Raw genomic sequence first — 23,770 nt, 5'->3', positions numbered from 1 at the left:
CTCTCCACAGTACAGGGTTGGTGAAGCAAACCTTCAATTGGCTTCGAGGATTGGATCAAGCGCGCGGGCGTGCTCCACTTCCCAGCCAAGCGGTACCACATCGCCCACGGCCAGCGCCGGGTCGAGCTCGGCAATCGGCTGCTTCACGAAGAAATCGGCCTTGCCGCAAACCTCCAGACGGACGCGTACGTGGTCGCCCAGGTAAATGAATTCGGCGACTCGACCCGAGAAACGGTTGACGCAGCTTTCGCTGTGACCGTTCAGGCGTACGCGCTCCGGACGAATCGACAGGGTGACTGGCTCACCGCTCTGGCCGACATTGACAGCCAAGGCTTCAACCTTTTCTCCGCGGGCGAGCTGCACCAGGCAACGCTCACCGTCCTGACTGATCAGGCGGCCATTGATGCGGTTGTTTTCACCGATAAAGTTGGCAACAAAGGTGTTCTTCGGCTCTTCATAGAGGGTGCGAGGATCGGCAATCTGCTGAATCTCGCCCTGATGGAACACCGCTACACGGTCAGACATGGTCAGTGCCTCGCCCTGGTCATGAGTGACGTAGACGACGGTGACACCCAGACGCTGGTGCAGGTGTTTGATCTCCATCTGCATGTGCTCACGCAGCTGCTTGTCCAGCGCACCGAGCGGCTCATCCATCAACACCAGCTGTGGTTCGAACACCAGCGCTCGGGCAAGCGCCACGCGTTGCTGCTGGCCACCGGACAGTTGACCGGGGTAGCGCTGAGCGAACGCGTCGAGCTGCACCATATTCAGCACCCGCTTGACGCGTTCGCTGATGTCGGTCTTGCTCAAGTTGCGCACACTCAGAGGGAACGCCAGGTTCTCGGCCACCGTCATGTGCGGAAACAGCGCGTAGTTCTGGAACACCATACCGATGTCGCGTTTGTGCGGCGGCACGTTGTTGATCGAGCGACCGGCCAGCTGGATCTCACCGGCGGTCGGGGTCTCGAAGCCTGCGAGCATCATCAGGCTGGTGGTCTTGCCGGAGCCGGACGGGCCGAGCAAGGTCAGGAACTCGCCTTTGCGAATATCCAGATTGAGGTCTTTGACGATCAGCGACTCGCCGTCGTAGCTCTTCTGCACACCGCGGAAGCTGACCAGCACTTCGCCGGCTGCAGCGCTCGAATTCACCTCACTCATACCCGTACCTTCTTGTTGGATGACTGCGTGTTTACAGCCTAGTGAAGGTGCGAGTCGGCGAAAATCGGGGGTGGGGAGAGTTTGATATCAGCGAGATGGAAGGCTTGGGGTAGGGATTGCCCTACAAGGATGGCGTTTTTGGATATGACTTTCCTTGTCGCAACCAGCACGACGGATGTTGCCACCCAGGCCAGCCCCGACAGAAAGCCATCTGCAAGTAACCCTGTGGGAGTTTGCCTTGCCCGCAGTAGGAGCGACACGCTGTCGCTAACAGAACACTCAGAGCAGCTTGTGCTCCATGGCGTACTTCACCAACTCCGCCAGCGAATTCACGTTGAGTTTCTGCATCAACCGCGCTTTATGGGTACTGATAGTTTTGTTGCTCAGCGCCAACTGCTGGGCGATGTCGTTGACGTTAGCGCCCTGAGCCAGACGCTCGAACACCGAGAACTCACGCTCAGACAGCAGCGAATGCAAAGGCCGCGCATCCGTCAAGCCAACTTCGAAAACCATCCGGTCGGCCAATTCCGGGTCAATGTAGCGACCACCACCGGCCACCCGGCGAATGGCCGTCAGCAACAAAGCCGGGTCACTGTCTTTGGTTGCGTAACCTGCAGCCCCAATCTTCAAGGCGCGCGCGGCCATTTGCGCCTCATCATGCATCGACAGCACCAGGATGGCCGGGGGATTATTCAGGGCACGGATCCGTGGAATCGCCTCCAGACCATTGACCCCCGGCATGGAGATATCTAGCAACACCACTTCACAGTCGGTATGTCGCAACGTTTCCAGCAGTTGCTCACCGTTACCAGCCTCCCCTGCCACCTGCATGTCCTTGGCCAGGCCAATCAACTGCTTGATACCCTCGCGAACGATGGTGTGGTCTTCGGCAACCAGAACTCGAATCACAGTACCGCTCCTATTTCAGGGGAATCGCCACGCTTAGGCTGGTGCCTTCGCCGGGCTCGCTCTCAAGGGTCATCTGGCCGCCGAGCATCAACACCCGCTCACGCATCCCGACCAGGCCGAAGGATGCCGGGCGACTTTGCTCCAGGGCAAAGCCGAGGCCATCGTCGATCACCGTCAAACGCAAGATTCGACCATCCAGACTCAAGCTTATCTGGACAGTATGCGCTTGGGCATGACGCATGACATTGGTCAGCGCCTCTTGCAGGATACGGAACAAACCAATTGCCTTGGCATCGCTCAGGGGTGGCAGGTTTTCCGGCACCTGGACCAGGCAGGGGATCTGCGTTCGCGCTTCAAAACGTCGTGCCTGCCACTCGATCGCCGAGGCGATACCTGCATCCAGGATCGGCGGACGCAACGCTGTGGCGACATCACGAACCAATTGAAACAGCTGAGCGATCAGGCGTTTCATGCTGGCCAGGCGGTCGTTGAGGCCCGGATCGAGGTCGGCATAGGCCAGCTCGCACATGGACGTTTCCAACTTGAGTACGGTCAGCATTTGCCCCAGCTCGTCATGCACTTCCCGGGCGATACGGGCCTTCTCTTCCTCGCGGACACTTTCCAGGTGCGCCGACAGCTCGCGCAGTTGTTCCTGAGAGCGAGCCAGTTCCAGCTCCGCCCGCTTGCTCTGGGTAATGTCCCAGACCACCCCGTCCCAGACCACGCGGCCATCACCCAGACTGCGGGTACTGGCCTTGATATCAGCCCAGCGCTGCTCACCCTCACGCGTCAAGATCCGCCCCTGCCAGGACCAATCGCGGTCGGTCGCCAAGGCCAGATCCTGGACCTTGTGGTAGTCCGCGCGGTCATCCGGGTGAACCAGGTTACGCAAGCCCATGTCCGGGCGTTGTAATGCGGCGGGGGTATAACCGACCAACGCCTCGCTGCCTTCGCTGATGTAGGGGAATTCCAGGTCGCCCTCGGCCGGGTTGCGCTCAAGCCGAAACACCAGCCCCGGCACGTTGCCAGCAATGCCCTTGAGTCGGGCCTCGCTTTCGCGCAGGGCCGCCAAGGCCCGACGCCGTTCGGTCACATCCGTGAGGAACACCACCAGGTACTCGGCATCGCGAAAGCGCAGAAAGCTCAACGACACGTCCACCGGCAACAGGCTGCCATCAGCGCGCAGGCACTGGGTTTCGAAATGCTGGGCCAGATCATTACTGGCCCGAGCGCCCTTCCACAGCTCCAGCCAGCGATCCATGTGCAAGCCGGGCTCGAAGTCGATCAGCGGCCGGTCGATCACGGCACCCTCGGCATAGCCGAGCATGCTTTCAGCAGCACGGTTGGCATAACGCACATGACTGTCCCAGTTAACCCAGAGAATTCCTACCGTGCTCTGGTCGATGGAGAATTGACTGAGGCGCAAGGCCTCTTCGCGTGCCTGACGCTGGTTGATGCTCTCGCGTGCCGTCAGCAGATTGTGCTCCAACTGCTGCAACTGACGGCGCTGCCAGATCACGATGGCGACACTGCTCAACAGTAAAGCGGCGAGTAACAATCCCAGGTTCTGCCAAAAGCCCGGCGACTCACTCAAGCGTGGGTATTTAGGCTCCAGCCAACGTTGATGCAACTGTTCCAAGTCCTTGGCCGGGATGGCCTGCAGGCCGCGCTCAAGAATCTCCGCCAGCTGCGGCCAATCGCGCCGGGAGGCAACCCGCAACAATTGCGGCAGGCCGATATCGCCGACCACGGCCAGGTCACTGAACTCATCCTCTCGCGACAGCCGGCTCAACTGCGCTTCATCCACCACGGCGTAACGGGCCTGTTCACTGAGCACCAACTGCAGTGCCTGGCGTTCCTGAGGTACGCCTTGCAGATTAAGATTCGAATAGGTCGCACGCAGATAGTCAGCCACCGCACTCGGCATGCGCACTGCCACCCGCTCATTGCTGGTGAGTTTCTCAAGATCGACGGCTACCGCACCGTTGCGCGGTCCGACAATAAGCTGCGGCACACGCATGTACGGGTCACTGAACAACCACAACCGCAGACCGGCCGGTGTCTGGGTCAGCCCTGGCGCCAGGTCGACTTCACCCGCCACCAGCGCCCGCTCCAGCGCCGTCTGATCGGGGAAGTTACGCCAGGTCAGGTCGAGGCCAAGCGAACGGCCCAACCAGTTCATCAGCTCGACATTGACCCCATAGAGCTGCTGCAGGCGCCGATCAAACTGGGCAAACGGCGCTTGCAACACCAAACCGACGCGCAGGCTGCGATGTTGCTCCAACCACTGCTGTTGCTCAGGCTCCAGGAGCACAGTAGCAGGCGGGCTTGCAGGCGCTGCCGCAGCAATCAAGGACCAGCAAAAACAGCCGATAAGCAACAGGCAGCGCACTGATTTCATCTAAACGCTCATCAAAGAATGGATGGCCACCGAGCATGGCCCTCCCGGACAAATACTATTAGGCTGCCGGTATTATTCTGGCCTGGAGCAATCCATGTTTGCACTTTATCGCACGACGCTTCCCGCGTTGTGCCTGACACTGATACTACCTTGTAGCGCACTCGCGGCTGCGGGTGAACCACCAGAAGCAGCGGCCAAAGAGCAGCCGGCCCCTGTCCAGCGTCAACCACTGCTCGAACGCAGCCAGGAAGATGCCCTGGCGCTGGAGCGCCAGGTCCCGCAAGTCGAGCAGCAAACCCTGCAAGCCGGCAGTGATACCTTCCTCGCGCTCTGGAAACCGGCCAACAGCGGCGAGCCAACTGGCGCCCTGATCATCCTGGCCGGTGCAGGCGAAACCGCTGATTGGCCAAAAACCGTTGGCCCCTTGCGCCGCAAGTTTCCAGACGCAGGCTGGCATAGCCTGAGTCTGAGCTTGCCTGATCTGTTGGTCGACAACCCACAGGCTCGCGTCGAAACCGCGCCTACCCCGAGCCAGCCGGTGACACAAGGCCAGAGCGCACCCGCCAAGGACACGCCTGAAGACGCCAATGCCGCTGTCGAACGGGCCACCGCCGTCGAAAGTGAAGTCAGTGAAAGTGCATCCTCGTCCCAGCCTGCGGATGCCGATGGCAAGGCGGATGCCGAGCGCATCTTTGCCCGACTTGATGCAGCAGTGGCCTACGTTCAGCAGCACAACGCCCGCAGCATCGTGCTGCTGGGCAATGGCAGTGGCGCTTACTGGGCCGCACGCTACCTAAGCGAGCGACAACCGGCGCAGATTCAAAAACTGGTAATGGTCTCAGCACAGACTCCGGCACAAGCCGAGCACAGCCTCGAGGCACTGGCGCCGACGTTGAAAGTCCCTACTGCGGACTTCTTCTATACCAACCAGGCGCAAGCCAAAAGAGCAGCCGAACTGCGCCTGCAAGCCAGCAAAAGACTCAAGGACAACAACTATCGTCAGGTAGGATTGACCGCCATGCCCGGCAATGGCGCGGCGGAACAAGAGCAACTGTTCCGCCGGGTGCGTGGCTGGCTTGCGCCGGAAAACACCAACTAGAAACCGCGTTGTTTGCGGATGACCGCATAGGCCTGGTGCAGCTCGCGGGTGCGTTCGGTTGCTTCGCGCACCTGGGAGGGGCTGGCACCACTGCCAACCAGCTTATCGGGATGGTGGCGGCTGAGCAGCCGCCGATAAGCTTGCTTGATCTGACCCGGCTCAACCTGCGGCCCCACGCCGAGCACACGCAAGGCGTCCTGATAACCGAAACCGGCGCTGGACAGGCTGGCCCGCTGGGGCTCGTATTCCAATGCCAGCGCCTGGACCTTGGGCGCCGACCATCCCAATTGCCGCCCCCAATCGAGCAACAACTCGCGCTCGTGGCGGCCCGCCCGACCATCGGCCCAGGCCATGCGCCAACACGCACGCAACATACCCTCAGCTGCATGCGGCTGTTGCCGCAAACGGCGCAGATAGACGCCCAGGCGGTCCTTGCCACTCTTGCCACGGTTGAACGCGGCAATCGCCCGGCGTCGTGCAGGTTCGCTCATTTCCAAGCGCTGCATTTCCTGGCGGGCCTGCTGAATGTGGCCGTCAACTACCCGCCCGTCGCACTTGGCCAAACGTCCGAGCAGCACGAACAGTACTTCATCGTCGCGCAAAACCGGACGCCCACCCAGGCGCTCACGCACATGCGCCCAACTGTGCAACTGCAAGCGGCGATCCATCGCCTGTCCCAGCAATGCCCCCAGCAACGCTCCCGGGATGCTGGCAATGGCGAAGCCGGCCCCGGCACCAATCACTGTGCTCGGCCACAACATTTCAGTGGCGTCCCTTGATCAGTTGTTCGACCTCGACCAGACGTTCCTGCGTACCGACATCCACCCAATGACCTGCGAAATGCTCGCCAGTGACCTGCCCAACCGCCATGGCATCGCGCAGCAGGGGGGCCAACTTGAAGGCACCAGGCGTACAGCCGTTGAACAGCGCTGGGTCGATAACGGCAATACCGCTATAGGTCAGCGTGGGAGCACCGTCCAGCCCATCGCTGACCAACCCTTGCTGCAAACAGAAATCACCCTTGCCGTGATGCCCAGGGTTGTCGACCAGCACCAAATGGGCAAGACCGGCAGGTTTTTCTGGCAAGCAGGAGAAGTCGTATTCGGTCCAAACGTCACCGTTGACCAGCACAAACGGTTGCTCACCCAGCAACGGCAAGGCTTTGAAAATACCGCCGCCGGTTTCCAGTGGCTCCCCTTCAGCGGAGTAACTGATACTCAGGCCCCAACCCGCGCCATTACCCAAGTGCGCTTCGATCTGCGCGCCCAGCCAGGCGTGGTTGATCACCACTTCCTTGATACCTGCCAGCCCCAGGGCACGCAGGTGGTACTCGATCAACGGCACACCAGCCACAGGCAGCAGCGGTTTGGGCGTGTGCAACGTGAGCGGACGCATCCGCTCACCTTTGCCCGCAGCCAGAATCATTGCTTTCATGGACGTGCTCCAGCACTCGCTTGCAGACTCTCGATCAGCTCATCGAGCTCGGCCAGTTCCGGGCGACGGGCGATCACTTCATCTATATAGGCGAAGAAACGTGGCACGTCAGTCAGGTAGCGTGGTTTGCCGTCGCGGTGGCAGATGCGCGCAAAAATACCGATAACCTTGAGGTGGCGCTGTACGCCCATCAGGTCACTGGCGCGGTGAAAGTCTTCAAAGTCAGCCTGCACCGGGATGCCTTTGGCCTGGGCGCGCTGCCAGTAATCCTTCAACCAACCCTCCACCCGTGCTTGCGGCCAGCTGAGGAACGCATCCTTGAACAGGCAAGTGACGTCATAGGTCACCGGCCCATACACCGCGTCCTGGAAATCCAGCACGCCAGGGTTTGGCATACTCTGCATCAGGTTGCGTGGCATATAGTCGCGGTGTACCAACACCTTGGGCTGAGCCAACGCGCTATCGATCAACAGGGTGCTGATACGCTGCCAAGCAGCAAGTTGCGCGTCGGTGAAGCCCAGTTCCAGCTCACGGCCGACATACCACTCGGGAAACAGCTCAAGCTCGCGGCGCAGCAGCGCGACGTCGTAACTTGGCAACGGGGCATCCATCGGCAATTGCTGGAAAGCCAGCAGCGCCTCGATGGCATCATCGAACAGGCTATCGGCATTATCGGCATTGATCACATCGAGGTAGGTTTGCGTACCCAGGTCGCTCAGCAGCAAAAAGCCGCGTTCCAGATCCTGCGCATGAATGACCGGTACGTTGACTTTGGCCGTAGCCAGCAAGTGATCGATAGCGACGAATGGACGGCAGTTTTCCTGCGGTGGCGGTGCATCCATGACCACAAAGCTGCGGCCTTCAGCCTGCCAGCGGAAATAGCGGCGGAAGCTGGCGTCGCTGCTGGCAGCGGTCAGGCTGCCACTTGGAACAGCACCCCAGCCCTGTTTCTGAAACAGATTTGCCAGTTGTTCTTCGAGCCAGACAGTCAGGTGTTGCAGGCGTACATCATGATCAGGCATTACAAGGGTCTCCGACGGCCCTAGCCGTCAAGCGGGTCATGCTTTATTATCCAGCATCTTTTTCAGACCATCGAGAGGCGTGCGGCCCCACACGCGGGCAGATGGCACGCAGGAAGCCCGGACTAATAAGATGGCATTGAAATCCCCCGCGTTTCGTAAAAAATTCCCGTTGCTGGTCACCGGCGGTCTGCTGGCACTGCAACCTCTGGCCACCTCGTATGTGGTCGCCGCAGAGCAATTCGACTGCCAAGTGTCCGCTGCCGGAGGCTGGGACTGCAAGCCCAAGACCAACGCAGCCACGCTGCCGCCACGTCCGGTGCATGCTGGCGCAGCTGCCAGTGCATCCGGCGAGGCCACTGCTGAGGCTGGCGAAGCCGAGAGCGCAAAAGGGCCAATGCTCGTTACCGAGAGCAAGGGCCGTGGCCTGAAATCGCGCAGCGACGACTACAGCCACCTGGACTGGGTCCCGCGTGATCAACTCACGCCTGCCCAGCTTGCCGAAACCGGGCCGTACTGTGCCGGCGCCTACATCGAGCCAACACGTCCGGGCATGGATGACACCACGCCGAAGGACGAAGCACCGACCTTCATCGGTGCCAAGGTATCTCGCTACCAGCAGGAACAGCAGATCGCCAGCCTCGCCGGTGACGTGGTCATGCGCCAGGGCAGCATGCAAGTCGAGGCCGACGAAGCCAACCTGTACCAGGCCGAAAACCGCGGTGAACTCAGCGGCAACGTCAAGATCCGTGACAACGGTTCGCTGGTGGTCGGCGACCATGCCGACATTCAGCTCGATACCGGTGAAGCCAAGGTCGATAACGCCGAATACGTGATGCACAAGTCGCGTATCCGCGGTAACGCGCTGTACGCCAAGCGTGCCGAGAACGCCATCATCCGCCTCAAGGATGGTACCTATACCACCTGTGAGCCGAACAGCAACGCCTGGCAGCTCAGGGGCAACAACATCACCCTGAACCCGGCCACCGGTTTCGGTACCGCGACCAACGTCACCCTGCGGGTCAAGGATATTCCGGTGTTATACACACCGTACATCTACTTCCCGATCGACGACCGTCGCCAGTCCGGCTTCCTGCCACCGTCGTTCAGTACCAGCGATGACACCGGCTTCATGCTGGTCACGCCGTACTACTTCAACCTGGCGCCAAACTACGACGCCACCTTGTATCCACGCTACATGGCCAAACGCGGCATGTTGATGGAAGGCGAGTTCCGCTACCTGACCAAATCCAGTGAAGGTCAGTTCGGTGGTGCTTACCTCAACGACGATAATGACGATCGCAAAGACCAGACTGACTATGAAGATCAGCGCTGGATGGTCAACTGGCAGCACAAGGGCGGCCTGGATGAGCGCCTGATGACTGAGGTCGATTACACCGACATCAGCGATCCGTTCTACTTCCAGGACCTGGAATCAGAGCAGATTGGCGTCGAGAGCCGCGACTTCATTAACCAGCAGGGTGCATTGACCTGGCGTGGCGACACCTATACCGCGCGCCTGAACATGCAGGCCTATGAGCTGGCCACCATCTCCAAGATCACCCCGTATGACAAGTTGCCGCAGATCACCTTCAACGGGATGCTGCCGTACCATCCGGGCGGTCTTGATCTGAAGTATCAAACCGAGGCTGTACGCTTCGACCGTGATCTGCAGAGTGGCCCGGTATTTGATGAAGACGGCAATCTGGACACCAGCGTGCGCGCAGACGGTGGCCGAATTGACCAGAACGTGTTTGGCCTGGCCCGAGCGAACGGTGATCGTTTCTATGCGGCACCGGAAATCAGCCTGCCGCTTACCGCGACCTATGGTTACCTGAAGCCTTCGATCAAGTACACCACTACCCATTACGAACTGGACCTGGACAGCCAGGGTAAACAGCAAGCTGCAGCCGCCTCTGACCTTCAAGGCAAATTCAGCAGCACCCAGAATCGTAATGTGCCGATCTTCAGCGTTGACAGTGGCCTGTATTTCGACCGTAACACTCAATGGTTCGGCAAGAATTACCGGCAGACCCTGGAACCTCGGCTGTACTACCTGTACGTGCCTTATGAAGATCAGAAAGACATTCCGATCTTCGACTCCGGTGAAAGTACCTTCAGCTACGGCTCGTTGTTCCGTGACAACCGCTTCAGCGGCCGCGATCGGATTGGTGACGAAAATAAGCTGTCGCTGGGCGTAACCAACCGCTGGATTGAAGAAAACGGCTTCGAGCGCCAACGCTTCAGTGTTGGTCAAGCGCTGTACTTCAAAGACCGCAAGGTGCAACTGCCGGGCATCGACTATCGCACTCGCGACGACTCGCTTTCCGACGTATCGCCTTATGCGCTGGAATATGCCTATCGCTTCAACCGTGACTGGCGCTTCAACTCCGACTTCAACTGGGATCCGGACAGCCGCAGCACCCGCTCGGGCAGTGCGATGTTCCACTACCAGCCTGAAGATGACGTGAACAAGGTCGTCAACCTCGGTTATCGCTATCGCAATGACATGGTTCGCTACGACCAGGCAACAGGTACGTGGTCAGCCGGTGGTAACAGCGACTACGGCAAGCCAGGTGACCCGAACTACGTCAAGGACTACTACAAGATCCAGCAACATGACTTCTCGGTCATGTGGCCGATTGTTCCGCAGTGGAATGCTATCGCGCGCTGGCAGCACGACTACAGCCAAAACCGTACCCTGGAAGCCTTCGGTGGCTTCGAGTACGACAACTGCTGCTGGAAACTGCGTCTGATCAACCGTTACTGGATCGATTATGACGATTTCAGCCAGGCAACTCCGCAAAACGAAAAAGGCGACCACGGCATCTTCCTGCAGGTTGTGCTGAAAGGCCTCGGCGGCGTAGTGGGCACTAAAGTCGAGTCGTTCCTCGACAAGGGCATTGAAGGTTATCGTACCCGTGAAGACCAAGCTTACTGATTGTCTGCGCCCGCTGTTGCTGGGCGCTGTATTGCTGACCGGCACGGCGCATGCCGCCGTGCAGCCTCTGGATAGCGTTGTGGCCATCGTCGATAACGACGTGGTCATGAAGAGCCAACTGGACCAGCGCGTGCGCGAAGTCCAGCAGACCATCGCCAAACGTGGTGGCTCTGCGCCACCCGCCGGCGTGCTCGATCAGCAGGTGCTCGAACGCCTGATCGTCGAAAACCTGCAGCTGCAGATCGGCGAACGCTCGGGTATCCGTATCACTGACGAAGAACTGAACCAGGCCATCGGCACCATTGCCCAGCGCAATGGCATGAACCTGGAGCAGTTCCGCGCGGCCCTGGCCCGCGACGGCCTGTCGTATGATGATGCTCGCGAACAAGTACGTCGCGAGATGATCATCAGCCGCGTTCGTCAGCGCCGCGTGGCCGAGCGCATTCAGGTGACCGAGCAGGAAGTGAAGAACTTCCTCGCCTCGGACATGGGCAAGATGCAGCTGTCTGAAGAGTACCGTCTGGCCAACATCCTGATCCCGACGCCGGAACGTGCTGACTCCGCCACTATTCAAGCCGCCGCGAAACAAGCGGGAGAGGTTTACCAACAGCTCAAGCAAGGTGCCGACTTCGCCCAACTGGCCATCGCCCGTTCGGCCAGTGAAACCGCTCTGGAAGGCGGTGAGATGGGCTGGCGTCGCGCGGCTCAGCTGCCACCGCCGTTCGATCGCCTGCTGAGCACGCTGTCGGTAGGTGATGTCACTGAGCCGGTGCGCACTCCAGGCGGCTTTATCATCCTCAAGCTGCAGGAAAAGCGCGGCGGCCAGGCCATGGTGCGTGACGAAGTGCACGTACGCCATATCCTGATCAAGCCAAGCGAAATCCGTAGCGAGGCAGCCACCAAGCAACTGGCTGAAAAGCTCTACGACCGGATCCAGAATGGTGAAGACTTCGGCGAACTGGCGAAGAGCTTCTCCGAAGATCCTGGCTCGGCACTTAATGGCGGTGATCTCAACTGGGTCGACCCGAACGCCCTGGTACCTGAGTTCCGCGAACAAATGGCCAACGCCCCACAAGGCGAAGTCACCAAGCCGTTCCAGACCCAATATGGCTGGCACGTCCTGGAAGTTCTCGGCCGCCGCGCTACCGACAGCACCGAACAGGCTCGCGAGCAACAAGCGATGAACGTACTGCGTAACCGTAAGTATGACGAAGAGCTGCAGACCTGGCTGCGTCAGATCCGTGACGAAGCCTACGTTGAAATCAAGCTTCCTGGCGTCGATCAGGCCTCCCAGTGAAACCTCAGCGCTTCGCCCTCACACCCGGCGAGCCAGCCGGCATAGGTCCCGACCTGTGCCTGCTGCTCGCCGCGCAAGCCCAGCCTCACCCCCTGATTGCCATCACCAGCTGTGACCTGCTCGCCGAGCGGGCCACACAACTGGGTGTGGCGGTCAATTTGCTACCGGTCACGCCCGCGACGCTCCCCGATCAGCCCGCCCCTGCCGGCAGCCTGTATGTCTGGGATACGCCACTGCAGAACCCGGTGGTAGCTGGCCAGCTGGACAAGAACAATGCCGCCTTCGTACTCAACACCCTGACCCGTGCCGGCCAGGGCTGCCTGGACGGGCATTTTGCCGGGATGATCACCGCCCCCGTGCACAAAGGCGTGATCAACGAAAGCGGGATCGCCTTCTCCGGCCATACCGAATTCCTCGCTGACCTCACCAGCACCGCGCAAGTGGTAATGATGCTAGCCACCCGCGGCCTTCGCGTGGCCCTGGTGACGACTCACCTGCCCTTGCGCGATGTGGCCGACGCCATTACTGCCGAACGCCTGGAACGCGTCACACGAATCCTCCACGCCGATCTGCAGCAAAAGTTCGGCATCCCGAGCCCACGCATCCTGGTTTGCGGCCTGAACCCGCACGCTGGCGAGGGTGGCCACTTGGGCCATGAAGAAATCGACACCATCGAACCCACATTGGCGCGCTTGCGCAGCGAAGGCATGGACCTGCGCGGCCCACTGCCAGCCGATACCCTGTTTACCCCCAAATATCTGGAGCATTGCGACGCAGTGCTGGCGATGTACCACGACCAAGGCCTGCCCGTTCTCAAGTACAAGGGCTTCGGCGCAGCCGTGAACGTGACCTTGGGCCTGCCGATCATCCGCACCTCGGTCGACCACGGCACTGCCCTGGACTTGGCCGGCACTGGCCGGATCGATACCGGCAGCCTGCAGGTCGCCCTGGAAACCGCCTACCAGATGGCCGAGACCCGAATATGAGTGAGCAATACCAACACCGGGCGCGCAAGCGCTTTGGCCAGAACTTCCTGCACGACGCCGGTGTTATCGACCGCATCCTGCGCTCGATCCACGCTAAAGCCGCAGACCGCATGCTGGAAATTGGGCCGGGCCAGGGAGCACTGACCGAAGGCCTGCTGGCCAGCGGCGCACAACTGGACGTGGTCGAGCTGGACAAAGACCTGGTGCCGATTCTCAACCAGCAATTCGCTGGCCGCGATAATTTCCGCCTGCACCAGGGCGATGCGCTGAAGTTCGACTTCACCAGCCTTGGCGCTGCGCCCAATAGCCTGCGCGTGGTCGGCAACCTACCGTACAACATCTCAACGCCGTTGATTTTCCACCTGCTGAACAATGCCGAACTGATCCGCGACATGCACTTCATGCTGCAGAAGGAAGTGGTCGAGCGCCTGGCAGCAGGTCCTGGTGGTGGCGACTGGGGTCGGTTGTCGATCATGGTTCAGTACCACTGCCGGGTCGAACACCTGTTCAACGTGGGCCCAGGCGCGTTCAACCCGCCCCCCAAAGTTGATTCGGCCATCGTGCGCCTGGTGCCTCACGAAACACTGCCGCACCCGGCCAAGGATCATCGCCTGCTGGAGCGCATCGTTCGCGAAGCCTTCAACCAGCGCCGCAAGACCCTGCGCAACACCCTCAAGGCTCTGCTCACCAGCGAAGCCATCGAAGCGGCCGGCGTCGACGGCAGCCTACGTCCTGAGCAACTCGACCTGGCGGCGTTCGTCCGCCTGGCCGACAAGCTGGCCGAGCAACAAGGCGCCGAATAAGGCACCGCAACGGCCAGTCATACCTGCATGACTGGCCGGCACCCCCGCCAATAGCCTAGACTGGACGCAATCGCCGTATCAGCGTCTGTTTCCAAGGCCCCTTGCATGTCAGATCCCCGCTATCAGATCGACGTCAGCGTCGTGACCCGCTTTCTCAAAGAACAATCCGAACCCGAAAACGACCGTTTCGCCTTCGCCTACACCATCACCGTAAAAAATAACGGCTCGTTGCCAGCCAAACTGCTGTCGCGCCACTGGTTGATTACCAATGGCGATGGCCAGGTCGAGGAAGTAAAAGGCGCCGGCGTGATCGGCCAGCAACCGCTGATCGAACCCGGCAAAAGCCACACTTACAGCAGCGGTGCAGTGATCAGCACCACCGTCGGCACCATGCAGGGTTCTTATCAGATGATCGCCGAAGACGGTAAACGCTTCGACGCCGACATTGCCCCCTTCCGCCTGGCTGTTCCTGGAGCCTTGCACTGATGGCGGTCTATGCAGTGGGTGACCTGCAAGGCTGCCTGCAACCGCTGAAGTGCCTGCTTGAGCGCGTCAATTTCAACCCCACCATTGACCGCCTGTGGCTAGTGGGCGACCTGGTCAACCGTGGCCCGGAGTCATTGGCGACGCTGCGTTTTCTGTATGCCATGCGCGAGTCACTGGTGTGCGTGCTAGGCAACCACGATCTGCACCTGCTAGCCGCCTGGCACAACATCGAGCGACTGAAGAAAAACGACACCCTGCGCGAGATTCTCGACGCTCCGGATGCGGGGGAACTGCTTGACTGGCTGCGCCAGCAAAAGCTGCTGCACTATGACGAACAACGCGGCGTGGCCTTGGTGCATGCCGGCATTCCACCGCAGTGGACCCTGGGAAAGGCCCTGGAGCTGGCTGGCGAAGTGGAAGAAGTGCTGCGTGACGACAACCGCCTCAAACCCTACCTCGACGGCATGTACGGCAATGAGCCGAACAAATGGAGCAAGGATTTGAGCGGCACTGCCCGCTTGCGCGTAATTACCAACTACTTCACCCGCATGCGCTTTTGCACCAGCGAGGGCAAGCTCGACCTCAAAGGCAAGGAAGGCGCCGATACTGCACCACCTGGCTACAAGCCATGGTTCGCCCATAAAGGTCGCCGCTCGCGGCACGTGAAAATCATCTTCGGCCACTGGGCCGCGCTGGAAGGCCGCTGCAATGCGCCCGATGTCGTTGCCCTGGACACCGGCTGCGTATGGGGCGGCGCCATGACCCTGTATAACGTCGACAGCGGCGCTATGTATCGCTGCGAATGCACCGACGAAGGCACGCCCCGAGCGCAGCCTGAGCCCGCACAAGCGGCTAGAATGAACGACCAGTCCTGAAGGAAACTGTCCCATGAGCGAATTCAAACGCATCCCTCCCGAACAGGCCCAAGCCCTGCGCGAACAAGGTGCGGTCGTGGTCGATATTCGCGACCCGCAAACCTATGCCGCCCTGCACATCACAGGCTCGAAGCATCTGGACAATCATTCGGTCGCGGACTTCATTCGTGGCGCCGATCTGGATGCGCCAACGGTGGTGGTCTGCTATCACGGCAACTCCAGCCAGAGTGCCGCTGCCTACCTGATCAGTCAGGGCTTTTCCGACGTCTACAGCCTGGACGGCGGCTTCGAGCTGTGGCGCGGTACCTACCCCGCGGAAACCGCTCAAGGCACTGCTGAATAATTTTTTTCAATTCCTGCAGCCCGCGTCCTGTGCGGGCTCGCGCCTGACCTGACGAACGGTCGCGACGAACAATTCATCCAACCGCCCTTGACCTCGCCGAGAACGAACTATCCTTAAGCCCAGGCCATCCAAAAAGGGGAGAGCCGGTACACCGGCGTGCGGGTCATCGGTAGCGACTTTACAGGTGTTCTGGGGGGTATACAGCAATCGGCAGTGCCGATTGCATGCCAGCATCAGCTGACTGATCCGGCGTCGGCTCCACGTATCGAGCGAGGTGACGTCATGAGTATTTTTAGCCACTTCCAACAACGTTTCGAGTCCACCCGTCAGGAAGAACTTTCGCTGCAAGAGTACCTTGAGCTCTGCAAAAGCGATCGCAGTGCTTACGCGTCAGCGTCCGAACGCCTGTTGATGGCCATCGGTGAGCCGGAACTGGTCGATACCTCGAACAACTCCAGGCTGTCGCGAATCTTCTCCAACAAGGTGATCCGTCGCTATCCAGCCTTCGAAGACTTCCATGGCATGGAGGAGTGCATCGATCAGATCGTCTCCTACTTCCGTCATGCCGCCCAAGGTCTGGAAGAGAAGAAACAGATCCTCTATCTGCTCGGTCCTGTCGGTGGCGGTAAGTCGTCGCTGGCCGAAAAGCTCAAGCAACTGATGGAAAAGGTGCCCTTCTATGCCATCAAGGGCTCGCCGGTGTTCGAGTCGCCTTTAGGGCTGTTCAACGCCGCAGAAGACGGCGCGATTCTGGAAGAAGACTTCGGTATTCCGCGGCGTTACCTGAACACCATCATGTCGCCTTGGGCGACCAAGCGCCTGGCCGAGTTCGGGGGCGACATCAGCCAGTTCAAAGTGGTCAAACTCTACCCCTCGATTCTCAACCAGATCGCCGTGGCCAAGACCGAGCCGGGTGACGAAAACAACCAGGATATTTCGGCTCTGGTCGGTAAGGTCGATATCCGCAAGCTCGAGGAATACCCACAGAACGACGCCGACGCCTACAGCTATTCGGGCGCGCTGTGCCGGGCCAACCAGGGCCTAATGGAATTCGTCGAGATGTTCAAGGCGCCGATCAAGGTTCTGCACCCATTACTGACCGCCACCCAAGAAGGTAACTACAACAGTACCGAAGGCCTCGGTGCAATCCCCTACTCCGGGATCCTGCTGGCCCACTCCAACGAATCGGAATGGCACAGCTTTCGCAACAACAAGAACAACGAGGCGTTCATTGACCGGATCTACATCGTCAAAGTGCCGTACTGCCTGCGGGTCAGCGATGAGATCAAGATCTACGACAAGCTGCTGTTCAACAGTTCGCTGGCCAAGGCCCACTGCGCACCTGACACCCTGAAAATGCTTGCCCAGTTCACCGTGCTCTCCCGCCTGAAAGAGCCGGAAAACTCGAATATCTATTCGAAAATGCGCGTGTATGACGGCGAAAATCTCAAGGACACCGACCCCAAGGCCAAGTCGATTCAGGAATACCGCGATGCGGCGGGTGTCGATGAAGGGATGAATGGCCTGTCGACCCGGTTTGCTTTCAAGATCTTGTCGAAAGTCTTCAACTTCGACCCACACGAGATCGCCGCCAACCCGGTGCACTTGCTCTATGTATTGGAGCAGCAAATCGAACAGGAACAGTTCCCGGCAGAGGTGCGCGAGCGCTACCTGCGTTACCTCAAAGAGTACCTGGCGCCGCGCTACATCGAGTTCATCGGCAAGGAAATCCAGACCGCTTACCTTGAGTCCTACAGCGAGTACGGCCAGAACATTTTCGACCGCTACGTGCTTTACGCCGACTTCTGGATTCAGGACCAGGAATACCGCGACCCGGAAACGGGCGAAATTCTCAACCGTATTGCGCTGAACGAAGAGCTGGAGAAAATCGAGAAGCCCGCTGGCATCAGCAACCCGAAAGACTTCCGCAACGAAATCGTCAACTTCGTGCTGCGTGCCCGTGCCAACAACAACGGCAAGAATCCAACCTGGCTCAGCTATGAAAAACTGCGGGTGGTGATCGAGAAGAAAATGTTCTCCAACACCGAAGACCTGCTGCCCGTCATCAGCTTCAACGCCAAAGCCAGCAAAGAGGATCAACAGAAACACAACGACTTCGTCACCCGAATGGTGGAACGCGGTTACACAGACAAGCAAGTTCGGCTGCTCTCGGAATGGTACCTGCGGGTCAGAAAGTCGCAGTGACCGAGCTGTAAGTGGCAAGCCGCAAGCACTAAGCCAGGCACACGTGAGCCGCCTGGCCCAGCTTGCGGCTTGAAGCTTGAGTCTTCAGCTCCCCGGAGGGGCCTATGAGCTATGTGATCGACCGACGCCTGAACGGCAAGAACAAGAGCACGGTCAACCGCCAGCGTTTCCTGCGGCGATACCGTGACCACATCAAGAAAGCCGTCGAGGAGGCCGTAAGTCGCCGCTCCATTACCGACATGGAGCATGGCGAGCAGATCAGCATACCCGGTCGCGATATCGACGAGCCGGTGCTTCATCATGGCCGCGGCGGCAAACAGACCGTGGTCCATCCCGGCAACAAGGAGTTCACCGCTGGCGAGCACATCGCCCGGCCGCAGGGTGGTGGCGGTGGCGGTGGGCGTGGCAAGGCCGGGAACTCCGGTGAAGGCATGGACGAATTCGTCTTCCAGATCACTCAGGAGGAGTTTCTCGAGTTCATGTTCGAAGACCTGGAGCTACCCAACCTGGTCAAACGCCACCTGGCTGGCACCGACACCTTCAAGACCGTCCGCGCGGGCATCAGCAATGAAGGCAACCCATCCCGTATCAACATCATCCGCACCTTGCGCTCGGCCCATGCCCGACGCATCGCCTTGTCCGGCAGCAGCCGCGCCAAACTGCGCTTAGCACAAGAGGAACTGGCGCGACTGAAACGGGAAGAACCAGACAACTTCGGCGATATTCAGGAAATTGAAACCGAAATAGAACGATTGAGTGCACGCATCAACCGTGTTCCCTTCCTCGATACCTTTGACCTCAAATACAACCTGCTGATCAAGCAACCCAATCCCAGCTCCAAAGCAGTGATGTTTTGCCTGATGGATGTTTCCGGGTCCATGACCCAAGCTACCAAAGACATTGCCAAACGCTTTTTCATCCTCCTGTACCTGTTCCTCAAGCGTAACTACGACAAAATCGAAGTGGTGTTCATCCGCCACCACACCAGCGCCCGCGAAGTCGACGAAGAGGAGTTTTTCTATTCCCGAGAAACCGGCGGCACCATTGTCTCCAGCGCACTGAAGCTGATGCAGGAGATCATGGCCGAGCGCTACCCGGCCAATGAGTGGAATATTTACGCGGCCCAGGCCTCGGATGGCGACAACTGGAACGACGACTCACCGATCTGCCGCGAGATCCTGACCAAGCAAATCATGCCGTTCGTCCAGTACTACACTTACGTTGAGATCACCCCTCGCGAACATCAGGCATTGTGGTACGAGTATGAGCGTATCGGTGAAGCCTTTGCCGATACATTCGCCCAGCAACAGCTGGTGTCGGCCGGCGATATCTATCCGGTCTTCCGTGAACTCTTCCAGCGCAGGTTAGTGACATGACCGCTAGAGAGCAGAAGCGCCAACCCATTTCTACCGGGTCCGAATGGACATTCGAACTGATCCAGGCCTATGACCGGGAAATCAGCCGCCTGGCCGAGCGCTATGCCCTGGACACTTACCCCAACCAGATTGAAGTGATCACCGCCGAGCAGATGATGGATGCCTATGCCTCCGTCGGCATGCCACTGGGCTACCACCATTGGTCCTACGGCAAACACTTCCTCAGCACTGAGAAATCCTACAGCCGGGGCCAGATGGGCCTGGCCTATGAGATCGTGATCAACTCCGACCCGTGCATTGCCTACCTGATGGAAGAAAACACCATCTGCATGCAGGCCTTGGTGGTTGCCCATGCTTGCTACGGCCACAACAGCTTTTTCAAGGGTAATTACCTGTTCCGAACCTGGACCGACGCCAGCTCGATCATCGACTACCTGGTGTTTGCCAAGCAGTACATCACCCAGTGCGAAGAGCGCCACGGCATCGATGCCGTAGAAGACCTGCTCGACTCTTGCCACGCACTGATGAACTACGGCGTTGACCGCTACAAGCGTCCGTATCCGATTTCCGCCGAAGAGGAGCGGCGCCGGCAGAAGGAACGGGAAGAGCACCTGCAAAAGCAGATCAACGACCTGTGGCGAACCATTCCTAAAGGCGCTGACAAGAACAGCGACCGTGACAACGCCCGTTTTCCGGCTGAACCCCAGGAAAACATTCTCTATTTCATCGAAAAACACGCCCCGCTGCTCGAGCCCTGGCAGCGCGAGATCGTGCGCATCGTGCGCAAGATTGCCCAGTACTTTTACCCACAACGGCAGACCCAGGTAATGAACGAAGGCTGGGCGACCTTCTGGCACTACACTCTGATGAACGACCTGTACGACGAAGGCCTGGTCACCGAAGGCTTCATGATGGAGTTTTTGCAGTCGCACACCAGCGTGGTGTTCCAGCCTGGCTTCGACAGCCCCTACTACAGCGGCATCAACCCCTATGCCCTGGGTTTTGCCATGTACCGCGACATACGGCGCATGTGCGAGCACCCCACTGAAGAGGACCGTCGCTGGTTCCCGGATATTGCCGGCAGCGACTGGCTGTCGACCATCAAGTTCGCCATGAGCAGCTTCAAGGACGAGAGCTTTATCCTGCAGTATCTGTCACCTACCGTGATCCGCGACCTCAAGCTGTTCAGCATCCTTGATGACGACCAGCGCGATGACCTGCTGGTGCCGGCCATTCATGACGAAAGCGGCTACCGGATCATCCGCGAAACCCTGGCCGCTCAGTACAACCTGGGCAACCGTGAACCCAACGTACAGATCTGGAGCATCGACCGCCGCGGCGACCGCTCGCTGACCCTGCGCCACCAGCAACATGATCGCAAACCATTGGGCGACTCGACCGAGGAGGTTCTCAAGCATCTGCATCGCCTGTGGGGCTTCGATATCCACCTGGAAACCCTGCAGGGCGAACAGATCATGAAGACCCACCACGTGCCGCCCAAGGGCGAGCATGGCGACGCCGAGTATGGTCGCCTGGACTTGGCGGTGGTGCACCTGTAGACCGGTCCTCCGTTGCTGTCAGACAGGGTATCCTGTGGCATCAACGGAGGATTTACATGCAGATCTACAAAGTCGGCGGTGCCGTACGGGACCGCCTGCTCGGGCAGCCGGTCAGTGATATCGACTGGGTCGTGGTCGGCGCTAGCGCAGAGCAGATGCAGGCACTGGGCTATAGACCTGTCGGTGCCGACTTTCCGGTCTTCATCCACCCCCAAAGCGGCGAGGAGTACGCGCTGGCGCGCACCGAGCGCAAGAGCGGCCGCGGTTATGGCGGATTCACCTTTCATGCCAGCCCCGAGGTCACCCTCGAAGAGGACCTGATCCGCCGCGATCTGACCATCAACGCCATGGCCGAGGATGAGCAGGGTATTGTCAGTGATCCCTATCATGGCCAGAAAGACCTTGAAGACCGCATTTTGCGCCATGTATCCCCGGCGTTCGCCGAAGATCCTTTGCGGGTCCTGCGCGTGGCACGGTTCGCCGCGCGTTACGCCGGGCTGGGCTTCACGGTAGCCGAAGAAACCGTCGAACTGATGCGTCAGCTCAGCGAATCCGGCGAGCTGCAAGCGCTCACCGCCGAACGCAGCTGGAAGGAAATCGCCCGGGCGCTGATGGAAGATAAACCCCAGGTGTTCATCCAGGTGCTGCGCGATTGCGGCGCCCTGAAGGAGCTGATGCCTGAATTGGATGCATTGTTTGGCGTCCCGCAACCGGCGGCCCACCATCCAGAAATCGACAGCGGCATCCATACTCTATCGGTCCTCGAACAAGCTGCACAGCACCAGCAACCGTTGACGGTGCGCTGGGCCTGCTTGCTGCATGATCTGGGCAAGGGCACCACACCTGAGTCGCAATGGCCACGACATATCGCTCACGAGCAGCGCGGCCTGAAGCTGATCAATGCGGTCAACCAACGCTTCAAGGTGCCGCGCGACTGCCAAGAGCTGGCACTACTGGTCGGTGAGTACCATACCCATTGTCACCGCGCCTTGGAGCTCAAGGCCTCGACCCTGCTTGAGTTATTGCAACGGTTCGATGTTTATCGCCGCCCACAGCGCTTCGAGGAGTTCATTGCCGCTTGCGAAATGGACGCGCGAGGGCGCAAGGGGCTGGAGCAGCGGGATTATCCACAGGCGGATTACCTGCGCGGTGCGGCAGCAGCAGCCAGAGCGGTGCAAGTACAGCCACTGGTACAGAGTGGGCTGACCGGGCAGGCCCTGGGCGAGGCGCTCAAAGTAGAACGTTTGAAGGCGCTGCAGACCTACAAGGACAGCGCCCTCAGCTGAAGCGCGTGGTATTCGCTTCGCAGGCAAGGCCGGCTCACACGTGAACCGCTGGGAGCCGGCATCATCCGCGAACAGGCGTCAAAGACCGGTTAATTGCTGCCCGCGCCACTCAAACGGAACTGGCGCCAGGACCTGATCAATATGCGCCTCAGCCCACAGCTGGGCCATGGTTTTGCCTACCCCCGAATGCACCAGTTGTGGCGCAATCAATGACAGCGGCCACAGCACGAACGCGTTCTTGAGAATCTCGGCCCGAGGCAGCACCAGGCCGTCAAAGCTGCCATGCAGATCGTTGTACATCAGTACATCGATATCCAGCGGCAGGCCCTTACGTTCGGGAGCGTACCGACCGTTGTCGGCCTCAATGAACTTGAGTCGACGGTCCAGCTCCATCAAGGGCAAGTCAGTCAACCCAGTAACCACCAGATTGAAGAATGGACCACTCTTGATTCCTACCGCCTGGCTCTCAAACACTGCCGAACAGCGCATGTCCTGGAGAAAACCAGCCAGCGCATCCAGCCCCGCACACAGGTGCTGTTCACGCTCGACATTACTGCCAAGACCAAGGTATACCCGGTTTAGAGACATCCGCGCTCAATCTCCACACCCACGCCTGTGGCGGCTGCTACAGCACCGGGCTTGGTCAGTTTGAGTTGCAGCCAAGGGATTTGAAACTCACTCATCAACACCGCCGCCAGACGTTCGGCAAACGTCTCGACCAGCTGAAACTCGGATTGTTCGGCAAATGCCTGGATACGCGCGCTGACGCTAGCGTAGTCCAACGCCAGCGTGAGGTCGTCCCCCGCCGCTGCCGGACGGTTATCCCAGGCAAAACGCAGGTCCAGACGCAGGCACTGGCGAATCCCACGCTCCCAGTCATAGGCACCGATGACGGTATCAACTTCCAGGCCTTCGATGAACACTCTGTCCAAGCACTTCTCTCCACTGCACGACAAGGGCGACTGGCGCCGTTAGAATCAGGGCGTCCTCGCCCGGAATAGTTAGCATGTTTTGGTTACTGGCGCTGCTCGCCTACCTGCTTGGCTCGCTGTCCTTTGCCATTCTCCTTAGCCGCCTCTCTGGCAGCCCGGACCCGCGCATGAGCGGTTCTGGCAATGCCGGTGCAACCAACATGCTGCGCCTGGCCGGCCGCAAACTGGCGGTCCTGACCCTGCTTGGCGACCTGTGCAAAGGCTTGTTGCCGGTGCTGATCGCCAGTCTTGCCGGCCTTGATCTGCAACAACAAGCCTGGATCGGCTTGTGCGCAGTCATCGGCCATCTGTTCCCGGTGTACTTCTGCTTCCGTGGCGGTAAAGGTGTCGCTACCGCCGCCGGCTTGCTGCTGGGCCTTTACCCACCGGCAGCACTGCTGGCCATCAGCGCCTGGCTACTGACCTTCTACCTGACCCGCACCAGCTCACTGGCGGCGTTGATCGCCACGCCTCTAACCCTGCCGCTGCTTGCCTGGCGCGAGCCAGAAGCGCTACTGCCAATCAGCGTGCTGACAGTGCTGATCGTGTGGCGCCACCGCGGCAATCTACGCGACCTTTTCGCCGGTCGCGAACGGCATTTCTGAATCATCTGCATGAGCAC

Annotated in this window: 21 protein-coding genes; 13 read left to right on the top strand and 8 right to left on the bottom strand. The window is 59.6% G+C overall.

Annotated elements, in window-relative coordinates:
- Nucleotides 1–33: 33 nt before the first annotated feature.
- The 3 genes from CX511_RS02945 to CX511_RS02935 all read right to left on the bottom strand — a co-directional run bounded on the left by CX511_RS02945 (nt 34) and on the right by CX511_RS02935 (nt 4,468).
- Nucleotides 34–1,158 (bottom strand): ABC transporter ATP-binding protein, encoded by a 1,125-nt coding sequence (locus tag CX511_RS02945; RefSeq protein WP_045180402.1) that lies wholly within the window; start codon nt 1,156–1,158, stop codon nt 34–36.
- 279 nt (nt 1,159–1,437) lie between these two features.
- Nucleotides 1,438–2,067, bottom strand: a complete 630-nt coding sequence (locus CX511_RS02940) for a response regulator (RefSeq protein WP_045180405.1) — start codon at nt 2,065–2,067, stop codon at nt 1,438–1,440.
- A gap of 10 nt (nt 2,068–2,077) precedes the next feature.
- Nucleotides 2,078–4,468 (bottom strand): PAS domain-containing sensor histidine kinase, encoded by a 2,391-nt coding sequence (locus tag CX511_RS02935; RefSeq protein ID WP_101293361.1) that lies wholly within the window; start codon nt 4,466–4,468, stop codon nt 2,078–2,080.
- A gap of 94 nt (nt 4,469–4,562) precedes the next feature.
- On the opposite strand from CX511_RS02935, the gene CX511_RS02930 reads away from it, so the two are divergent.
- A complete protein-coding gene (locus CX511_RS02930; protein WP_045180411.1) occupies nt 4,563–5,567 on the top strand; it encodes an alpha/beta hydrolase family protein in 1,005 nt (334 codons plus the stop codon).
- Here the strand turns inward: CX511_RS02930 and CX511_RS02925 are convergent.
- Genes CX511_RS02925 through CX511_RS02915 form a run of 3 tightly spaced genes read right to left on the bottom strand, consistent with a single transcriptional unit; the run spans nt 5,564 to nt 8,023 of the window.
- Nucleotides 5,564–6,328 (bottom strand): TerB family tellurite resistance protein, encoded by a 765-nt coding sequence (locus CX511_RS02925; protein WP_101293362.1) that lies wholly within the window; start codon nt 6,326–6,328, stop codon nt 5,564–5,566. The two genes, CX511_RS02930 and CX511_RS02925, sit on opposite strands and share 4 nt — an antisense overlap.
- 1 nt (nt 6,329) lies before the next feature.
- Nucleotides 6,330–7,001 (bottom strand): N-acetylmuramate alpha-1-phosphate uridylyltransferase MurU, encoded by a 672-nt coding sequence (gene murU, locus CX511_RS02920; protein WP_045180417.1) that lies wholly within the window; start codon nt 6,999–7,001, stop codon nt 6,330–6,332.
- Nucleotides 6,998–8,023 (bottom strand): aminoglycoside phosphotransferase family protein, encoded by a 1,026-nt coding sequence (locus CX511_RS02915; protein WP_045180420.1) that lies wholly within the window; start codon nt 8,021–8,023, stop codon nt 6,998–7,000. Before CX511_RS02915 ends, murU begins: the two co-directional genes overlap by 4 nt.
- Before the next feature lie 130 nt (nt 8,024–8,153).
- Here CX511_RS02915 and CX511_RS02910 point away from each other — a divergent pair, with 130 nt between their 5' ends.
- The 11 genes from CX511_RS02910 (at nt 8,154) to CX511_RS02860 (ending at nt 22,177) form a co-directional block, all read left to right on the top strand.
- Nucleotides 8,154–10,961 (top strand): LPS-assembly protein LptD, encoded by a 2,808-nt coding sequence (locus CX511_RS02910; protein WP_101293363.1) that lies wholly within the window; start codon nt 8,154–8,156, stop codon nt 10,959–10,961.
- Nucleotides 10,942–12,258, top strand: a complete 1,317-nt coding sequence (locus CX511_RS02905; protein WP_045180425.1) for a peptidylprolyl isomerase — start codon at nt 10,942–10,944, stop codon at nt 12,256–12,258. The genes CX511_RS02910 and CX511_RS02905 overlap by 20 nt, the downstream gene beginning before the upstream one ends.
- On the top strand, nt 12,255–13,244 hold the full coding sequence (pdxA, locus tag CX511_RS02900) for a 4-hydroxythreonine-4-phosphate dehydrogenase PdxA (RefSeq protein WP_101293364.1): 990 nt from the start codon (nt 12,255–12,257) through the stop codon (nt 13,242–13,244). Before CX511_RS02905 ends, pdxA begins: the two co-directional genes overlap by 4 nt.
- Nucleotides 13,241–14,047, top strand: a complete 807-nt coding sequence (gene rsmA, locus CX511_RS02895) for a 16S rRNA (adenine(1518)-N(6)/adenine(1519)-N(6))-dimethyltransferase RsmA (RefSeq protein ID WP_045180431.1) — start codon at nt 13,241–13,243, stop codon at nt 14,045–14,047. Before pdxA ends, rsmA begins: the two co-directional genes overlap by 4 nt.
- Nucleotides 14,048–14,152: 105 nt before the next feature.
- Nucleotides 14,153–14,533, top strand: coding sequence for a Co2+/Mg2+ efflux facilitator ApaG/CorD (gene apaG, locus CX511_RS02890; protein WP_045180434.1), 381 nt, complete (start codon nt 14,153–14,155; stop codon nt 14,531–14,533).
- A complete protein-coding gene (locus tag CX511_RS02885; protein ID WP_101293365.1) occupies nt 14,533–15,408 on the top strand; it encodes a symmetrical bis(5'-nucleosyl)-tetraphosphatase in 876 nt (291 codons plus the stop codon). Before apaG ends, CX511_RS02885 begins: the two co-directional genes overlap by 1 nt.
- Nucleotides 15,409–15,421: 13 nt before the next feature.
- Entirely contained in the window at nt 15,422–15,751 is a 330-nt protein-coding gene (gene glpE / locus CX511_RS02880; protein ID WP_045180440.1) for a thiosulfate sulfurtransferase GlpE, read from the top strand.
- A gap of 282 nt (nt 15,752–16,033) precedes the next feature.
- Nucleotides 16,034–17,956: a PrkA family serine protein kinase gene (locus CX511_RS02875; protein ID WP_045180443.1), complete on the top strand. Its 1,923-nt coding sequence runs from the start codon at nt 16,034–16,036 to the stop codon at nt 17,954–17,956.
- Nucleotides 17,957–18,060: 104 nt separating this feature from the next.
- The gene (locus tag CX511_RS02870; RefSeq protein ID WP_045180446.1) at nt 18,061–19,332 is read left to right on the top strand and encodes a YeaH/YhbH family protein; all 1,272 of its coding nucleotides are present in this window, start codon (nt 18,061–18,063) and stop codon (nt 19,330–19,332) included.
- Nucleotides 19,329–20,891 carry a SpoVR family protein gene (locus CX511_RS02865; protein ID WP_045180449.1) on the top strand — a complete coding sequence of 521 codons (1,563 nt, stop codon included), beginning with the start codon at nt 19,329–19,331 and terminating at the stop codon, nt 20,889–20,891. Before CX511_RS02870 ends, CX511_RS02865 begins: the two co-directional genes overlap by 4 nt.
- A 56-nt stretch (nt 20,892–20,947) precedes the next feature.
- A complete protein-coding gene (locus tag CX511_RS02860; protein ID WP_101293366.1) occupies nt 20,948–22,177 on the top strand; it encodes a multifunctional CCA addition/repair protein in 1,230 nt (409 codons plus the stop codon).
- Between the two features lie 78 nt (nt 22,178–22,255).
- On the opposite strand, the gene folK is transcribed toward CX511_RS02860, so the two are convergent.
- Both folK and folB read right to left on the bottom strand, forming a co-directional pair.
- Nucleotides 22,256–22,765 (bottom strand): 2-amino-4-hydroxy-6-hydroxymethyldihydropteridine diphosphokinase, encoded by a 510-nt coding sequence (gene folK / locus CX511_RS02855; protein ID WP_101293367.1) that lies wholly within the window; start codon nt 22,763–22,765, stop codon nt 22,256–22,258.
- Nucleotides 22,756–23,109 (bottom strand): dihydroneopterin aldolase, encoded by a 354-nt coding sequence (gene folB / locus CX511_RS02850; RefSeq protein ID WP_045180459.1) that lies wholly within the window; start codon nt 23,107–23,109, stop codon nt 22,756–22,758. The genes folK and folB overlap by 10 nt, the downstream gene beginning before the upstream one ends.
- Before the next feature lie 74 nt (nt 23,110–23,183).
- Here folB and plsY point away from each other — a divergent pair, with 74 nt between their 5' ends.
- Entirely contained in the window at nt 23,184–23,753 is a 570-nt protein-coding gene (plsY, locus tag CX511_RS02845; protein ID WP_045180462.1) for a glycerol-3-phosphate 1-O-acyltransferase PlsY, read from the top strand.
- The last annotated feature ends 17 nt before the right edge of the window (nt 23,754–23,770 follow it).

Source organism: Pseudomonas sp. S06B 330, assembly GCF_002845275.2.
Classification (GTDB): Bacteria; Pseudomonadota; Gammaproteobacteria; order Pseudomonadales; family Pseudomonadaceae; genus Aquipseudomonas.
Note: the sequence above shows the minus strand (reverse complement) of the source record. Positions and strands in the feature narration are given on the sequence as shown.

What these genes read in the sequence shown, in the direction of transcription:
- CX511_RS02945 (WP_045180402.1), bottom strand. Translation starts at nt 1,158, where the DNA reads ATGAGTGAGGTGAATTCGAGCGCTGCAGCCGGCGAAGTGCTGGTCAGC.
- CX511_RS02935 (WP_101293361.1), bottom strand. Translation starts at nt 4,468, where the DNA reads ATGAAATCAGTGCGCTGCCTGTTGCTTATCGGCTGTTTTTGCTGGTCC.
- CX511_RS02930 (WP_045180411.1), top strand. Translation starts at nt 4,563, where the DNA reads ATGTTTGCACTTTATCGCACGACGCTTCCCGCGTTGTGCCTGACACTG.
- CX511_RS02925 (WP_101293362.1), bottom strand. Translation starts at nt 6,328, where the DNA reads ATGTTGTGGCCGAGCACAGTGATTGGTGCCGGGGCCGGCTTCGCCATT.
- murU (WP_045180417.1), bottom strand. Translation starts at nt 7,001, where the DNA reads ATGAAAGCAATGATTCTGGCTGCGGGCAAAGGTGAGCGGATGCGTCCG.
- CX511_RS02915 (WP_045180420.1), bottom strand. Translation starts at nt 8,023, where the DNA reads ATGCCTGATCATGATGTACGCCTGCAACACCTGACTGTCTGGCTCGAA.
- CX511_RS02910 (WP_101293363.1), top strand. Translation starts at nt 8,154, where the DNA reads ATGGCATTGAAATCCCCCGCGTTTCGTAAAAAATTCCCGTTGCTGGTC.
- rsmA (WP_045180431.1), top strand. Translation starts at nt 13,241, where the DNA reads ATGAGTGAGCAATACCAACACCGGGCGCGCAAGCGCTTTGGCCAGAAC.
- apaG (WP_045180434.1), top strand. Translation starts at nt 14,153, where the DNA reads ATGTCAGATCCCCGCTATCAGATCGACGTCAGCGTCGTGACCCGCTTT.
- CX511_RS02885 (WP_101293365.1), top strand. Translation starts at nt 14,533, where the DNA reads ATGGCGGTCTATGCAGTGGGTGACCTGCAAGGCTGCCTGCAACCGCTG.
- glpE (WP_045180440.1), top strand. Translation starts at nt 15,422, where the DNA reads ATGAGCGAATTCAAACGCATCCCTCCCGAACAGGCCCAAGCCCTGCGC.
- CX511_RS02875 (WP_045180443.1), top strand. Translation starts at nt 16,034, where the DNA reads ATGAGTATTTTTAGCCACTTCCAACAACGTTTCGAGTCCACCCGTCAG.
- CX511_RS02870 (WP_045180446.1), top strand. Translation starts at nt 18,061, where the DNA reads ATGAGCTATGTGATCGACCGACGCCTGAACGGCAAGAACAAGAGCACG.
- CX511_RS02865 (WP_045180449.1), top strand. Translation starts at nt 19,329, where the DNA reads ATGACCGCTAGAGAGCAGAAGCGCCAACCCATTTCTACCGGGTCCGAA.
- CX511_RS02860 (WP_101293366.1), top strand. Translation starts at nt 20,948, where the DNA reads ATGCAGATCTACAAAGTCGGCGGTGCCGTACGGGACCGCCTGCTCGGG.
- folK (WP_101293367.1), bottom strand. Translation starts at nt 22,765, where the DNA reads ATGTCTCTAAACCGGGTATACCTTGGTCTTGGCAGTAATGTCGAGCGT.
- plsY (WP_045180462.1), top strand. Translation starts at nt 23,184, where the DNA reads ATGTTTTGGTTACTGGCGCTGCTCGCCTACCTGCTTGGCTCGCTGTCC.